Origin of the sequence: Citrobacter sp. Cf125 (assembly GCF_030333935.1) — a bacterium.
In the GTDB taxonomy this organism is placed as follows: Bacteria; Pseudomonadota; Gammaproteobacteria; order Enterobacterales; family Enterobacteriaceae; genus Citrobacter; species Citrobacter freundii.
Window position 1 is genome coordinate 1,041,511 of record NZ_JAOWEY010000025.1, and the last position, 15,673, is coordinate 1,057,183.

Here is a 15,673-nt window from a genome sequence, read left to right on the forward strand (position 1 = left end):
TTCGGTGATACACCTTCTAAAATTAAGCGTAGATGGCATTTGCAAAACTTGCCTGTGTGCGCAAATGAATTTCAATGGCATATCAATAACTCATCAGCAAAAAAAGCACATCTTATGTAAAGAATTGGAGCGGGATTCATGCGGTGTTCACCGTGCTGCAAGCAAAATGTCATCACTCGCTGAGAAATTAGGGGGTTACATTCTGGGGTGAATACGTAAAATAGTTGGGCTGAAGCGTATTGGCGGTTACACTTTGACCGCTACACATTTGAATAAGGAATTATGGATTGTGACCAAACTCAAACTTCTGGCACTTGGCGTCCTTGCCGCAACCGCAGTTAGCACCGCACAGGCGGAAAGTCAGTGGACTGTTGGCGCGGGTGTCGGTGTGATTAACAGCCCGTACAAACAGTATGACCGAGATGTTTACCCTGTTCCGGTTGTCACCTATGAAGGCGATAATGTGTGGTTCCACGGCTTGGGTGGCGGTTACTATTTGTGGAATGATACGGCAGATAAGCTTTCCATCATGGCGTACTATGATCCGACGCATTTCAAGCCGGGTGATAGCGATAGCCATGCTTTACGCCAACTCGACAAGCGTAAAAGCAGCTTGATGGCTGGCCTATCATATGTACATAACACCCAGTATGGTTTCCTGCGTACCGCACTGGCGGGTGATACCCTGGATAACAGCAATGGCTTTATCTGGGATCTGGCCTGGCTCTACCGTTACACCAACGGTGGTCTGACCCTGACGCCGGGTATCGGTGTGCAGTACAGCAGCGAAAACTACAACGACTACTATTATGGTGTGTCCAGTCACGAGTCTCGCCGCAGTGGTCTGAATAGCTACAACGCTGACGATGGATGGGATCCGTACCTGGAGTTGACCGCGAGCTATAACTTCCTTGGCAACTGGAACGTGTACGGCACTGGCCGTTATGTGCGTTTGAGTGATGAAGTGAAAGACAGCCCGATGGTCGATAAGTCCTGGTCTGGCATCTTCTCGGTAGGTGTGACCTATAAGTTCTGATGCCACTGCGTGTCAAACACTAGCCCGCATCTCTGCGGGCTTTTTTACGTCATTAAAATTAAGACAACCCCCAGATCATGATGGTGCAATTTGTGCACCCTAACAGGACACATGCACGTTGTTTTGCTTTACTGTGGTGCATTAACACAGGAGGGTGCGATGACAGCGAAACAGGTGACGTTTACAAACCAGGTATCGCTTCCTGCTATTGGGCAGGGAACATGGTACATGGGCGAGGATCCAAGCCGACGCCGGGATGAAGTGTCTGCGCTGCAGGCCGGACTGGATCTCGGCCTGCGATTGATTGATACCGCAGAAATGTACGCTGATGGTGCAGCGGAAGAGGTGGTGGGTGAAGCATTAACGGGACGGCGTGATAGCGCTTTTTTAGTCTCGAAAGTTTACCCATGGAATGCCGGTGGAGAGAAAGCCATTGCCGCCTGCGAAGCCAGCCTGCGTCGACTGAAAACTGATTATCTGGATCTCTATTTGCTGCACTGGATGGGCGATTTTTCATTTGCAGAGACCGTCGATGCCATGGAAACACTGATTGCGCAGGGGAAAATCCGCCGTTGGGGCGTCTCAAATCTCGATTATGATGATATGCAGGCGTTATGGCAGGTACCCGGTGGACGGGAGTGTGTGACTAACCAGGTGCTTTATCATTTAGCCTCGCGCGGTATTGAATATGATTTACTGCCGTGGTGCCAGCAGCAGCAGATGCCGGTCATGGCATACAGTCCGCTGGCCCAGGCGGGACGGCTGCGTGGCGATTTGCTTTCTAATTCAGTGGTGAATGACATTGCGCGCGTGCACAATGTTAGTGCTGCACAGATTTTGCTGGCGTGGGTGATTCGTCAGTCGGGTGTAATAGCAATTCCGAAAGCCGCAAGCGTAGCGCATGTCGAACAAAATGCCGCCGCGCTGGAGATAACGCTCTCTGTGGATGAGCTGAAGCAGTTAGATAAGGTGTATCCGGCGCCAAAAGGTAAAACAGCGCTGGATATGGCCTGATTTGCCAAATGACGATGCTCACGCAGCTTATCAGGCCAACGGCTGCGTGTGGTTTGCATGCCGCATCCGGCATGTTGCACTGATTTGCCTGATGGCGCTGCGCTTATCAGGCCTACGACTGCGTGTGTTTGTAGGCCGGATAAGGCGTTAGCCGCATCCGGCATGATGAGCAGAGTTATCTTAGCGTTTAGCAACACGAATAGTCTGCGCGAGGCGAGATGGTTTTTCTTCGGTGGTTTTCTGCGGAGCGGTCGCGTAAGCCGTTTCTACACAAACAAACGTTTTGTAGCCATCATCCGGCATGTCGCCCATACTGACGGACAGCGCCGGGCCAGGGTTCCAGCCCACGACATTCAGGTGGTGGTGGTGGATAACGTCGATATTGCGATTCAACGCATCATCATGAATCACGCTGCACGCTTCCGGATTCAGATAGACACGATCGGTGCGGTCCGGGAAGGTCTGGATACCATTAGCCAGCACATCTTCTTTAGCATCATTCACTTTATCGATCAGGCGATCGCCGAGACCACTAACTTTCACTGCCGCAATGTCACCAACGTTGAAATAGGTATGCAGTGCCGAGGTGGTTTCAAACTCACCGTGAGCTTCCAGCTCCATCTCACAGGTGGCTCCCACTTTGAAACGGGCCAGCAGGCAAAACTCGTGCGGCCAAAGCTGACGCGTTTCGGCATTGCTCTGCAGTTCAAACGTCAACACCACGCCATTGTCGTCTTCGTTGTGCGCTTTCAGCGTCCATGGCAGGTTACGGGCAAAACCATGCGAAGGCAGGCCCTGCTGAGCAGCCGGACCAAACCAAGGCCAGCAAATTGGTACTCCGCCACGCAGCGCTACGCCGGTTTTAAACGGGGTATTGTTGCTTAACCACAGGACTTCCTCTTCACCATTTGGTTTCCAGGAAAGAAGATGTGCGCCCTGCAGTGCGAAAGAAGCTTTAACCTGTGGGTGATCGACAACAAGAACCTCAAGCTCATCAAGCTGACGGCGGGAGAGGACAGGGGCAATTTGTTCGATTACCGGAAGTGCAAAAATTTTATTAATCATTACGCAATCCTTTTTGACCCTAAATAATTCGAGTTGCAGGACGGCGGCAAGTGAACGACAAATTCGTCAGGAACGAATTTGAACAACCGAAGGTTGCTTCGGTCAGGGACGTGGATGTCCCTGATTCACCCCGAATCACTTACTGAAGTAAGTGATTCGGGTGAGAAAGCGTAGCCAACACACCTGTAACTTGAAGTATGGCGGGTATCTTCAGGCAAAAAAAAGAGCGACCAGAGTCGCTCTTACAGATTACTGTTTCATCTCAACTTATTTGGAGATGTGTGCAATCAGGTCCAGAACTTTGTTGGAGTAACCGGTTTCGTTGTCGTACCAGGATACCAGTTTCACGAAGTTGTCGTTCAGTGCGATACCAGCTTTAGCATCGAACACGGAAGTGCAAACTTCACCGTTGAAATCGGTAGATACTACGTCGTCTTCGGTGTAACCCAGAACGCCTTTCATCGGGCCTTCGGAAGCAGCTTTGATTGCTTTCTTAATTTCTTCGTAAGAAGCAGCTTTTTCCAGACGAACGGTCAGGTCAACAACGGATACGTTCGGGGTAGGAACGCGGAACGCCATACCAGTCAGTTTGCCGTTCAGTTCTGGCAGTACTTTACCTACAGCTTTAGCTGCACCGGTAGAGGACGGGATGATGTTCTGGGATGCGCCGCGGCCGCCGCGCCAGTCTTTGTGAGACGGGCCATCAACGGTTTTCTGAGTAGCGGTGGTCGCGTGAACAGTAGTCATCAGACCTTCGATGATGCCGAAGTTGTCGTTGATAACTTTAGCCAGCGGAGCCAGGCAGTTAGTGGTGCAGGAAGCGTTAGAAACGATGTCCTGACCTTCGTATTTGTCAAAGTTAGCGCCTTTAACAAACATCGGAGTGTTATCTTTGGACGGACCAGTCAGAACCACTTTTTTCGCGCCAGCAGTGATGTGCTTACGAGCGGTTTCATCTGTCAGGAACAGGCCAGTAGCTTCAGCTACTACGTCAACACCAACTTCGTCCCATTTCAGGTTAGCCGGATCACGTTCAGCGGTAACACGGATTTTTTTACCGTTTACGATCAGATGACCGTCTTTCACTTCAACGGTACCGTTGAAACGGCCGTGAGTGGAGTCATATTTCAGCATGTAAGCCATGTAGTCAGCGTCTAACAGGTCGTTGATTGCAACGATCTCGATGTCAGAACGTTCTTGAGCAGCACGGAAAACAATGCGACCGATACGGCCAAAACCGTTGATACCTACTTTGATAGTCATATATTCCACCAGCTATTTGTTAGTGAATAAAAGGTTGCCTGTAAAATTACAAAAACCTTACGCAGCGTCAAGCGGAATCGTGTCAATCATTGCGACAAATCAATCTGCTGCCTAAGCTTTGCGCAACTGACTCGCCTCACTCTTCCTTTGGGCTTGAAACCACATGGGGTCGGCGGCCCGAATTTTAAAGGGCAATCAAGATAAAAACGTGATTCTGATCACGAATTGCAGGCTGCCATTTCGCAAGGATCAAGTTTAGAACAAAAGTTCGCACTCCGGTGTTAATGTTTTGTTAGAATCTGTCTCGCGATGTGAGTTTAGATAAAGCGAGATGTGAGCAAATGGCTAATCAACCTTCTCCAGAAGAACTGAAAAAAAATTTAACCGAAATGCAGTTCTACGTGACGCAGAATCACGGGACAGAACCGCCATTTACCGGGCGTTTGCTGCATAACAAGCGTGACGGCATCTACCACTGTCTGATCTGCGATAAACCGCTATTTCGTTCCGAGACAAAATATGACTCTGGCTGCGGCTGGCCCAGCTTTTACGAGCCTGTCAGCGATGAGGCTATCCATTACATAAAAGATACGTCACACGGCATGCAGCGCATAGAAATCCGCTGCGGAAACTGTGATGCGCACCTGGGACACGTCTTCCCGGATGGTCCGAAACCTACCGGTGAACGGTACTGCGTTAACTCAGCGTCTTTGAACTTCACTGATAGTGAAAACGGTGAGCAAACCAAGGGTTGAAGAAACGATTCAGCAAATTATTCTACGGAGAGTGGATTTAACATGAATCTTGATGAGATGATCAACAGTATGACGCCGGAAGTTTATCAGCGCTTATCGACTGCCGTTGAGCTCGGAAAATGGCCGGATGGGGTAGCGCTAACAGCAGAACAAAAAGAGAATAGCTTACAGTTGGTGATGTTATGGCAGGCGCGTAACAATATTGACGCGCAGCATATGACGATTGATACCAACGGTGAGATGGTGATGAAGAGCAAGCAGCAGTTGAAGGTTGAGTTTGGTATTACGCCCGAACCGATTGCGACGTTTAAATCCTGATTACCCTGGCCCGGCAGACATCGATGTCGGGCCTGCAGTTGATGTTACTTCTTATTCATCATCGCTTTCAGATCGGCGAACGGGTTGTATTTCGCTTCGCCTACGGCCTTTTGCGCATCTTCTCCTGCAACCACCGTTGAACCATACTGGTCCGCTTCCGTATATTTGGAATGCTCGTGATCGTGGCAGTACAGGCACAACATTTCCCAGTTGCTACCATCTTCTGGGTTATTCGAGTGATCGTGATCGATATGGTGTACCGTCAACTCGCGCAAATTTGAATACACGAATTCACGGGAACAGCGTCCACAGACCCAGGGAAAGAGTTTAAGCGCCTTTTCCCGGTAACCGACTTCCAGACGGGCGTAATTTTTAGGGATAAAAGCCATAAAGCTCATGCCTCCAGTAGAAAATGAAGAGCTGCGCCAAAAGCTGGCGCAGCAGAATGTGCTAATCATAACCTATTGTGTCAGGCGTTGGGATCAGTGTTTGATGCCTAATGAATCGGCTAACTGCTTCGCCAATTGATTATTGTCATCTGCGCCGTACTCCCAGAACATGGCGCCTCCCAACCCTTTGCTTTTGATGTAGTCGGCTTTGATCGCCACCGAACGCGGATTTTCATAGGAGAGGGCAAAGAGTGTTTTTCCATCCGCAGACTGCACCGACAGCCACGGTACTTTCGCTTCATCATCCCAATGTTGGCTAAAGCGCTTTTGCGGATCGTTGATCAACTTCGCCACGATATCGTTGTACTTCATATTGTGAGTAAGGTTTAGAAATGCATAAAGGCATTTACATGAGAGTGAATAAAAATGGGCACTATTCTTATTTGAGTCTTAACATGTTGAAAAATTATAATGAACGGACTCACTATATAGAAAATAATCATGAGTGAGTTAAGCTAAAATGTATGCATGGAGATGTTTTGTTTCATGGCTAAAAGGGGAATACCCCCTGGTTTTTACTTACTGGATAACTGGGATTTTTCCTTCTTTATTATTATCAGGATGTTTATATACCATTACCTATCAGTTGGAATATGGCTCGATGGCGGCTGATACTGGGCACGCATTGCTAATAGTTCATACAGTGATTGCTCTAATTTATACACCGCTAGCTTTGTGGGCTATAACAGCAAGTGCTATTAAATATCATGGTTTACTCTTGTGGAAGATTTTAGCCTTGCTTGCCGTGGTGGGCAATTGTTTTGATTATCTGGATTTGGTGTTTACCCTCATTTTCTAATTGTGAAAAAATAAAAGGGTTCCTGTAATAAAACAGGAACCTTATATTAATTTTGTGTTTCTTCCCAGTCATCAACCGTATACAGCGTTGCACCCGCCGCCGCCATTTCTATAAAGGCGTTTGCACTGTCCTGGGGTTGAATATTAACCCCACGGCAGCCGTCGGTAATAACGCTGACGGTGTAGCCAAGATCGAGCGCATCCAGTACAGTGAATTTAACGCAATAGTCGGTTGCCAGACCCATGATGATGAGCTCGGCAATGCGGCGTTCGAGTAGCCATGCATTCAGCGCGGTAGCCTGACGACGACCGTTATCAAAAAACGCACTATAGCTGTCGACCAGCGGGTTCTCACCTTTAGTGAACGTTTGAGTTATCGCACGCTGGTTCAGCAGCGGATGCAGGGCTGCACCTGCGCTGTTTTGTACGCAATGATCGGGCCAGAATGTCTGCGCCAGTCCATCGAGTTGTCCCTGGCTGTAGGGCTCGACCTGATGCTGGCTGGCAAAACTGCCGTGATTAGCCGGGTGCCAGTCCAGACTGGCAACGACCATGTCGCCGCGTAAGGCACACCAGTCAATCAGACGGTTGGCAATATCGATTGTGCTGTCACCTTGTGGGACCGCGAGGGCACCACCGGCACAAAAGTCATTTTGTAAATCGACCAACAGTAAGGCTCGGGCCATGGGCATAGACTCCTTTAATCGTCAGGCGTGAGCTCACCACGCAGATTTTGCGTCATCGCTTCACGGATCGTCTGCGTATCCAGTCCCTGACTCAGCAAATAGTGCAGTTTGGTTAGTGTGGCTTCGACGGTCATATCCGCGCCGCCAATCACGCCAGCATGCGCTAGCGCATTGCCTGTCGCGTAGCCCCCCATGTTCACCTTGCCGGACATACACTGCGTAAGGTTCACCACCACAATGCCACGCGAACTCGCATCTTCAAGTTCTTTCAGGAACTCTTTATTCTGCGGCGCATTCCCCACGCCGTAGGAGCGCAAAATTAATGCTTTTACAGGTTGGCGCAGGAAGTTGCGTACTACATCAGCGGAGATCCCAGGATAAATGGTGACCACGCCAATCGGTTGCGGAGTGATAGGATGCACAATCAACTCACCTGTACCGTGAGGTGCGGGCGGAGTTCCCAGCCGACGAATGTGGATCCCGGCTTCCAGCAGTGGTGCAAGGTTGGGTGAGGCAAACGCGTCAAAACCATCAGCATGCGCTTTAGTGGTCCGGTTGCCGCGAAACAATCGATTGTTGAAAAACAGGGTAACTTCATTGATCGGGTAATTTGCTGCAACGTACAACGCATTCAGCAAATTGATTTGTCCGTCAGAACGTAGCTCTGCTAATGGGATTTGTGACCCTGTCACAATGACCGGCTTGCCCAGATTCTCCAGCATAAAAGAGAGCGCCGAAGCCGTAAACGCCATGGTGTCAGTGCCGTGCAGAATGACAAAACCATCGTAATCGTCGTAGTGCGCTTTAATGTCTTCCGCAATATGCTGCCAGTCTTCCGGCGTCATATCGGAGGAATCCATCAGCGGGGCGTATTCGTGGATGGTGAAGTCTGGCATCTCCGGACGGTGGAATTCAGGCATCAATGCCAGCTGGCGCTGCAGATGACCGGAAACGGGAATATAACCCTGTTCTGAGCGCTGCATACCAATGGTACCGCCGGTATAGGCAACGTAAATTGATTTTTTCTGCATGACTTTTCTTCTGTCTCAAAGAAAACCCCTCTTCATCCCGAAGAGGGGTCAATAGTTAGCGAACGTTGGCGCAGGTCAGGCAAAACGCATAGCGGTTTTGCGGATCGTTGAATGCGGCCAGCTTATTGCTTTCGGCTTTTACTGCACTGGCCGCAGAGGCCAGCGGTGGTGGGAGCATAGCCTGAATGGCGTCAGGTAGCATGGCACGAACGGAGCCTGACATGCTGTCCATCACCATATCAACGAATGTCGGTTCGTCCTGATAATACGCAATGTGCCATTGTTTCAGTTTGGCCAGCTCAGCCGCTTTCGCCACGGCGTCATCAAAATCACCCAGACTGTCTACCAGACCGTTGGCTTTTGCATCCTGTCCGGTCCAGACGTGGCCCTGCGCGATTTTGTCAATCTGCTCAGGTGTTGTTTTACGCGCATCTGCGACCAGCGTGATAAAGCGCTTATAGCCGTTCTCGATGCTAAGTTGCATCATTTGCTGCACTTCTGGTGGTAACGCTTTGGTGATGGAGATATCCGCCAGTGGGGATGTCGCCACGCCGTCGGTGTGTACGCCAATGGAATCCAGACTGTTTTCCACGGTGTTGATCACGCCAAAGATGCCGATTGAACCGGTCAGCGTGCTGGGGTTCGCCACAATGTAGCTTGCTGGGGTGGAGATCCAGTACCCACCGGAGGCTGCCATGCCGCCCATGGACACCACAACCGGTTTACCCGCCGCTTTTGCCGCAGCCAGCTCAGCACGAATGACTTCGGAGGCACTGACGCTGCCGCCAGGGCTGTTCACGCGCAGAACAATTGCTTTCACTTTCGGATCAAGACGGGCTTCGCGGATCTGCGCGGCAGTCGTGTCACCGCCCACATTCCCAGGGGTTTCTTCACCGTCCATAATCGCGCCATTGGCGAAGATAACACCAATGCTGTCTCCAGTATCCGCTGGCGTTTTCAGTGAGTAATCGTAATAGCTGACAGCGCGATAATTTTTATCCGCTTTACTCCAGCCAAACTGTTTGGTCAGCATTTTTTCGACTTCGGCGCTGGAGGCCAGTGCATCCACCAGTTTGTTGTCGAGCGCATATTTCGCGGTATCACCATCGACTTTTGTCAAACCGTCCAGCATGGTCTGTGCGCCCGGGAACACCTGCTGAGCAGGGATCTGGCGATTGGCAGCTACCGTGTCGAGATAGTTCTGCCACAGCTCGCCGATCCAGCGGCTGTCGGCTTCACGCGCGGCAGGAGACATATCATCACGGATAAACGGTTCTACGGCAGACTTATAAGTCCCGACACGGAACACGTGCGTGGAAACTTTCAGCTTGTCGAGCAGGGACTTGTAGTACAAACCGTTGGTGGCAAAGCCGTGCAGATCAACGGAACCCTGTGGAGAAAGATAAATTTTATTGGCGAAACTGGCGAGGTAGTACTGCCCCTGGCTGAAGTTATCGCCTACGGCAAAGACCGGTTTGCCGCTGTCGCGGAATTCCCGCAGCGCTTTACCGATATACTGCATGGAAGGCTGGTCGGCCCCGGCAAAATTTTTCAGATCCATCACAATGCCGGTGATGTTGCGATCATCTTTTGCCTGGCGAATAGTATTCACGATATCGAACAGGGAGTTTTCCTGCAGGCGATCGGAACTGGCACCAAACAGCTGACGACCAATAGCGCTTAAGCGACTGGTGCTCGACGGCTTATCGACAATCACCCCCGAGATATCCAGCAGCAGTGCGCCTCGCTCAGCGTGTTCACTGGTATTGCTGCTGCTGACCTGCATCCAGATACCCACGCCCACCAGCACCAAGAAGATGAAGAACAGGTTAAGCACAAATTCACGGACGAAATTAAGTAATCGCCATGTCCATTTAAAAAATCCGGCAATAAATCGCCACAGGGTTCGCATGTATTCTCCCTACCGATTAACAACACGCCATCCCGAAATCCCGGAGAAAGGCGATAAGATGAGGCTATCGTAATGACCAGACAGGCACTTGTCAGCAGGAATCACCGCCTGTGCTGTAACAAAATCCGCTCACGTGTTAATTTTGTGAACAAATCTCATTGTTGGAGTTAAGCAAATGGATGCACTCGAATTACTTATCACCCGTCGTAGCGCTTCTCGTCTTGTCGAGCCGGCCCCGGCCGGAGAGCAACTGCAAAACATTCTGCGGGCGGGAATGCGCGCACCGGACCATAAAACGCTGCAACCGTGGCAATTCTATGTCATTGAGGGTGAAGGGCGTGAACGCTTTAGCACCGTACTTGAGAAAGGCGCGATTGCCGCAGGTAGCGATGAGAAAGCTCAGGAAAAAGCGCGCAACGCACCGTTTCGCGCGCCGCTGATTATTACCGTGGTGGCGAAATGTGAAGAAAACGACAAGGTTCCTCTGTGGGAACAAGAAATGTCTGCCGGTTGTGCGGTGATGGCTATGCAGATGGCCGCAATTGCCCAGGGCTTTGGCGGTATCTGGCGCAGTGGTGCATTAACCGAAAGTGCGGTCGTACGTGAAGCATTCGACTGTCGCCCGCAAGATAAAATCGTCGGTTTCCTCTATCTGGGCACACCGCAGCTAAAAGCATCCACGACGATCAACCTTGCCGATCCGAGCGCATTCGTCCGTTATTTCTGATATCAACGGCAAAACTGTCTGGATTCTGAGCAAAGACACTCGAATTCAGACAGTCACTCTTACCACATCATGGAATGAGCGCTACCATATCCGGATTGCAATGACAGGAGATGTCCATGAGCGAGCAAGCTATTCGTTTAACGCAATACAGCCACGGAGCCGGTTGCGGTTGTAAAATTTCCCCAAAAGTGCTGGAAACCATCCTGCACAGCGAGCAGGCGAAGTTTGTTGATCCGAACTTACTGGTGGGAAATGAAACTCGCGACGACGCGGCCGTATACGATTTGGGAAACGGCACCAGTGTTATCAGCACCACCGATTTCTTTATGCCGATTGTCGATAATCCGTTTGATTTTGGCCGCATCGCCGCCACTAACGCCATCAGCGATATTTTCGCCATGGGCGGCAAACCGATTATGGCAATTGCTATTCTGGGCTGGCCGCTGGATAAGCTGGCGCCGGAAATCGCCCGCGAAGTCACCGAAGGCGGACGTTTTGCCTGCCGTCAGGCGGGTATTGCGCTGGCGGGCGGCCACTCTATCGATGCCCCAGAGCCTATCTTTGGCCTTGCGGTAACTGGCGTTGTGCCGACCGAACGCGTGAAGAAAAACAGCACCGCAGAGGCAGGGTGTAAGTTATTCCTGACCAAGCCTCTGGGGATTGGCGTTCTGACGACAGCAGAGAAAAAATCACTACTGAAGGAAGAACACAAAGGACTGGCGACAGAAGTGATGTGTCGGATGAACATTGCCGGTGCGGCATTCGCCGATATCGACGGCGTGAAAGCCATGACCGACGTTACCGGTTTTGGTCTGCTGGGGCATCTGAGTGAAATGTGTCAGGGCGCAGGCGTTCAGGCGCAAATTATCTACCAGGATATTCCTAAGCTGCCTGGCGTTGAAGAATACATCGCGCAGGGGGCGGTACCCGGCGGTACCCAACGTAACTTTGCCAGCTACGGACACCTGATGGGTGAAATGCCGCAATCGGTACGCGATCTGTTGTGCGATCCGCAAACTTCCGGTGGCCTACTGCTGGCGGTAACGCCGGAAGCTGAAGCCGAAGTGAAAGCGGCAGCGGCGCAGTTCGGTATCGATCTCACCGCCATTGGTGAGTTAGTGGAAGCTCGTGGCGGTCGCGCCATGGTTGAGATTCGTTAACTCGATGCGGTTGTTTATTGCCGAAAAACCAAGTCTGGCGCGTGCTATCGCCGATGTGCTGCCAAAGCCGCATCGCAAAGGCGATGGTTTTATCGAATGCGGAAATGGACAAGTGGTGACCTGGTGTATTGGTCACCTGCTTGAACAGGCGCAGCCGGATGCCTACGACAGTCGTTATGCTCGCTGGAGTCTGGTCGATCTGCCGATTGTCCCGGAAAAGTGGCAACTGCAACCGCGCCCCTCGGTGACCAAACAGCTCAACGTCATTAAGCGCTTTTTGCATGAGGCCAGCGAAGTTATTCACGCCGGTGACCCCGATCGTGAAGGGCAACTGCTGGTGGATGAAGTGCTGGATTACCTGCAACTGGCGCCTGAAAAGCGCCAGAAGGTGCAGCGTTGCCTGATTAACGACCTCAACCCGCAGGCCGTTGAGCGGGCTATTGAGCGGCTGCGCGCCAACAGTGAGTTTATTCCGCTGTGCGTGTCGGCACTGGCGCGAGCGCGTGCGGACTGGTTGTACGGTATCAATATGACGCGCGCTTACACCATTCTCGGACGTAACGCGGGCTATCAGGGCGTACTTTCGGTCGGGCGCGTACAAACGCCGGTGCTCGGGCTGGTTGTGCGTCGTGATGAAGAGATTGAGAACTTCGTCGCCAAAGACTTCTTCGAAGTGAAAGCGCATATCGTAACGCCCGCCGATGAGCGGTTTACCGCTATCTGGCAGCCGAGCGAAGCGTGTGAGCCGTATCAGGATGAAGAAGGGCGCTTGCTGAATCGCACGCTGGCTGAACACGTGGTGAACCGAATTAACGGTCAACCGGCGATAGTCACCAGCTATAACGATAAACGGGAATCAGAATCCGCGCCGTTACCGTTCTCGCTGTCGGCGTTGCAGATTGAAGCGGCGAAGCGCTTCGGTTTAAGTGCGCAAAACGTTCTGGATATCTGCCAGAAGTTGTATGAAACCCATAAGTTGATTACCTATCCGCGTTCGGATAGCCGTTATCTGCCGGAAGAGCATTTTGCCGGACGTCATGCGGTACTGAACGCGATTAGCGTCCATGCACCGGATCTGCTCCCGCAACCGGCGGTCAATCCCGATACGCGAAATCGCTGTTGGGACGACAAAAAAGTGGATGCGCACCACGCCATCATTCCTACCGCGCGCAGTTCGTCCATCAATCTGAATGACAACGAAGCGAAAATTTACAACCTGATTGCCCGTCAGTATCTGATGCAATTTTGCGCAGATGCGGTATTCAGGAAGTGCGTTATTGAGCTGGATATTGCCAAAGGCAAGTTTGTCGCTAAAGCGCGTTTTCTGGCGGAAGCCGGATGGCGCACGCTGCTTGGCAATAAAGAGCGCGACGAAGATAATGACGGGACGCCGCTGCCGGTGGTGGCAAAAGATGACGAACTGCTGTGCGAAAAAGGTGAAGTGGTTGAACGTCAGACTCAACCACCACGTCACTTTACCGATGCCACGCTGCTGTCAGCGATGACCGGGATTGCGCGATTCGTGCAGGATAAAGATCTGAAAAAGATCCTGCGCGCAACGGATGGTTTAGGTACGGAAGCGACGCGCGCCGGTATTATCGAACTGCTGTTTAAGCGCGGGTTCCTGGTGAAAAAAGGGCGGTATATTCATTCGACCGACGCAGGAAAAGCGCTGTTCCACTCGTTGCCAGAAATGGCGACGCGCCCGGACATGACCGCGCACTGGGAATCTATCCTGACCCAAATCAGCGAAAAGCAATGTCGCTATCAGGATTTCATGCAGCCGCTGGTGGGGACGCTGTATCAGCTTATCGATCAGGCGCGCAGCACACCGGTACGACGCTTTCGTGGAATTGCTGCACCTGGCGGCAGTGGTGGCGATAAGAAAAAGAGTGCGCCGCGTAAACGTCCGGCGAAAAAAAGCCCGCCATCTGAAGAGGCGGGTCTGTAAGTTTGTAGGCCTGATAAGCATAGCGCATCAGGCTTAGCCGGATACGGCACCCGTGCCTTATCCGGCCTACGGGCCTGCAGAGACAATATTAAATCACACCCTGACCCAACATCGCGTCGGCAACCTTTACGAAGCCTGCGATGTTGGCGCCACGTACGTAGTTGGTCTGCTTGCTTTCGCCGCCGTATTCAACGCAGGCATGGTGAATATCCAGCATGATGTGGTGCAGGCGCGCATCCACTTTCTCCGCTTTCCAGCCCAGACGAGCGGCGTTTTGCGCCATTTCCAGACCGGATGTCGCTACACCACCGGCGTTAGCGGCTTTACCCGGTGCGAACAGTACACCTGCCTCGAGGAACAGATCGGTGGCCTCGATAGTGGTCGGCATGTTTGCCCCTTCGGCGACAGCTTTCACGCCGTTGGCGATCAATACGCGTGCTGCATCGACATCCAGCTCATTCTGCGTGGCACACGGCAGGGCGATATCGACCGGAACCGACCACGGCTGTTTGCCTTCCAGATAGGTCAGGCCAAACTCACGGGCATAATCTGCTACGCGACCGTCGCGGCTGTCTTTGATTGCGCACAGGCGCGCCAGTTTTTCTTTGGTAAATCCACTTTCGTCAACTACGGTACCGCTGGAATCGGAGGCGGTAACCACCCGCGCGCCAAACTCCATGGCTTTCTCAATGGCGAATTGCGCCACGTTACCGGAGCCAGAAACCGCCACGCGCATGCCTTCAAAGCCCAGACCATGGCGTTTGAGCATCGCTTCGGTGAAATACACCAGACCGTAGCCGGTGGCTTCCGGGCGGATCAGGCTACCGCCGAAAGAGAGACCTTTACCGGTAAAGACGCAGGCGCTGTTATTGGAGAGTTTTTTCATCATCCCGGCCATAAAGCCGACTTCACGGCCGCCCACACCGATATCGCCCGCCGGAACGTCGGTATCGGGACCTAAATGGCGGAACAGTTCGGTCATCAGCGCCTGGCAGAAACGCATGATTTCGCCTTCGCTTTTCCCTTTCGGATCGAAATCGCTCCCGCCTTTACCCCCGCCCATTGGCAGGGTGGTGAGGGCATTTTTAAACGTCTGCTCGAAGCCAAGGAATTTCAGGATCGACAGGTTCACGGAAGGGTGGAAACGCATACCGCCTTTGTATGGGCCAATGGCAGAGCTAAACTGCACGCGCCATGCGCGGTTGACCTGCACCTGATTGCGATCGTCCAGCCATACTACGCGGAACTGGATCACGCGCTCCGGTTCAACCAGACGTTCCAGCAATGACATCTGGCGATAACGCGGGTTTTGCTCAAGGAAAGGCCACAGCGTGGTCATTACCTCACGAACGGCTTGCGCGAACTCGGTTTGATTCGGGTCGCGCTTTTGCACATGGTTAAGGAATGACTCCAGAGAACATGTCTGATCCATAGATATAAGAACCTCTTATGTATTGATATGGTTATATTTTTGATTTTTGTGTTAAGTGTTGTGCAGTTTTTGACTA

At 51.8% G+C, this 15,673-nt stretch carries 15 protein-coding genes and 1 pseudogene; 8 read left to right on the forward strand and 8 right to left on the reverse strand.

Annotated features, from left to right (window positions below):
* Positions 1 to 289 precede the first annotated feature (289 nt).
* Entirely contained in the window at positions 290 to 1,036 is a 747-nt protein-coding gene (locus tag OGV89_RS21695; RefSeq protein ID WP_003846663.1) for a MipA/OmpV family protein, read from the forward strand.
* A gap of 159 nt (positions 1,037 to 1,195) precedes the next feature.
* Complete coding sequence (locus tag OGV89_RS21700; protein WP_200003043.1) at positions 1,196 to 2,050, forward strand: aldo/keto reductase; 855 nt, start codon at positions 1,196 to 1,198, stop codon at positions 2,048 to 2,050.
* A gap of 180 nt (positions 2,051 to 2,230) precedes the next feature.
* On the opposite strand, the gene OGV89_RS21705 is transcribed toward OGV89_RS21700, so the two are convergent.
* Positions 2,231 to 3,115, reverse strand: a complete 885-nt coding sequence (locus OGV89_RS21705; RefSeq protein ID WP_200003044.1) for a D-hexose-6-phosphate mutarotase — start codon at positions 3,113 to 3,115, stop codon at positions 2,231 to 2,233.
* Positions 3,116 to 3,382: 267 nt separating this feature from the next.
* A complete protein-coding gene (gapA, locus tag OGV89_RS21710) occupies positions 3,383 to 4,378 on the reverse strand; it encodes a glyceraldehyde-3-phosphate dehydrogenase (protein WP_003030697.1) in 996 nt (331 codons plus the stop codon).
* A 341-nt stretch (positions 4,379 to 4,719) separates the two neighbouring features.
* On the opposite strand from gapA, the gene msrB reads away from it, so the two are divergent.
* On the forward strand, positions 4,720 to 5,133 hold the full coding sequence (gene msrB, locus OGV89_RS21715; protein WP_003030695.1) for a peptide-methionine (R)-S-oxide reductase MsrB: 414 nt from the start codon (positions 4,720 to 4,722) through the stop codon (positions 5,131 to 5,133).
* 42 nt (positions 5,134 to 5,175) lie between these two features.
* Positions 5,176 to 5,451, forward strand: a complete 276-nt coding sequence (locus OGV89_RS21720; RefSeq protein WP_003030693.1) for a YeaC family protein — start codon at positions 5,176 to 5,178, stop codon at positions 5,449 to 5,451.
* A gap of 44 nt (positions 5,452 to 5,495) precedes the next feature.
* Here the strand turns inward: OGV89_RS21720 and yajD are convergent, their stop codons facing one another.
* On the reverse strand, positions 5,496 to 5,840 hold the full coding sequence (gene yajD / locus OGV89_RS21725) for an HNH nuclease YajD (RefSeq protein ID WP_003832478.1): 345 nt from the start codon (positions 5,838 to 5,840) through the stop codon (positions 5,496 to 5,498).
* 93 nt (positions 5,841 to 5,933) lie between these two features.
* A pseudogene (locus OGV89_RS21730) lies at positions 5,934 to 6,212 on the reverse strand (glycosyl hydrolase family 18 protein); the annotation flags it as partial.
* Positions 6,213 to 6,360: 148 nt separating this feature from the next.
* On the opposite strand from OGV89_RS21730, the gene OGV89_RS21735 reads away from it, so the two are divergent.
* A complete protein-coding gene (locus OGV89_RS21735; RefSeq protein WP_200003045.1) occupies positions 6,361 to 6,699 on the forward strand; it encodes a hypothetical protein in 339 nt (112 codons plus the stop codon).
* Between the two features lie 46 nt (positions 6,700 to 6,745).
* Here OGV89_RS21735 and pncA read toward each other — a convergent pair whose 3' ends face one another.
* The 3 genes from pncA to sppA are packed head-to-tail and all read right to left on the reverse strand — an operon-like array spanning position 6,746 to position 10,327.
* Positions 6,746 to 7,384, reverse strand: a complete 639-nt coding sequence (gene pncA, locus OGV89_RS21740; protein WP_250133772.1) for a bifunctional nicotinamidase/pyrazinamidase — start codon at positions 7,382 to 7,384, stop codon at positions 6,746 to 6,748.
* A gap of 14 nt (positions 7,385 to 7,398) precedes the next feature.
* Positions 7,399 to 8,415 (reverse strand): asparaginase, encoded by a 1,017-nt coding sequence (gene ansA / locus OGV89_RS21745; RefSeq protein ID WP_003030673.1) that lies wholly within the window; start codon positions 8,413 to 8,415, stop codon positions 7,399 to 7,401.
* Positions 8,416 to 8,470: 55 nt separating this feature from the next.
* Positions 8,471 to 10,327: a signal peptide peptidase SppA gene (sppA, locus tag OGV89_RS21750; RefSeq protein WP_003846643.1), complete on the reverse strand. Its 1,857-nt coding sequence runs from the start codon at positions 10,325 to 10,327 to the stop codon at positions 8,471 to 8,473.
* A gap of 175 nt (positions 10,328 to 10,502) precedes the next feature.
* Here sppA and OGV89_RS21755 point away from each other — a divergent pair, with 175 nt between their 5' ends.
* The 3 genes from OGV89_RS21755 to OGV89_RS21765 all read left to right on the forward strand — a co-directional run bounded on the left by OGV89_RS21755 (position 10,503) and on the right by OGV89_RS21765 (position 14,165).
* The gene (locus OGV89_RS21755) at positions 10,503 to 11,054 is read left to right on the forward strand and encodes an NAD(P)H nitroreductase (RefSeq protein ID WP_003030670.1); all 552 of its coding nucleotides are present in this window, start codon (positions 10,503 to 10,505) and stop codon (positions 11,052 to 11,054) included.
* Between the two features lie 116 nt (positions 11,055 to 11,170).
* On the forward strand, positions 11,171 to 12,214 hold the full coding sequence (selD, locus tag OGV89_RS21760; RefSeq protein WP_003840882.1) for a selenide, water dikinase SelD: 1,044 nt from the start codon (positions 11,171 to 11,173) through the stop codon (positions 12,212 to 12,214).
* 4 nt (positions 12,215 to 12,218) lie between these two features.
* On the forward strand, positions 12,219 to 14,165 hold the full coding sequence (locus OGV89_RS21765; RefSeq protein WP_003030667.1) for a DNA topoisomerase III: 1,947 nt from the start codon (positions 12,219 to 12,221) through the stop codon (positions 14,163 to 14,165).
* 88 nt (positions 14,166 to 14,253) lie between these two features.
* Here OGV89_RS21765 and gdhA read toward each other — a convergent pair whose 3' ends face one another.
* Positions 14,254 to 15,597 (reverse strand): NADP-specific glutamate dehydrogenase, encoded by a 1,344-nt coding sequence (gdhA, locus tag OGV89_RS21770; RefSeq protein ID WP_003832501.1) that lies wholly within the window; start codon positions 15,595 to 15,597, stop codon positions 14,254 to 14,256.
* Between the last annotated feature and the right edge of the window lie 76 nt (positions 15,598 to 15,673).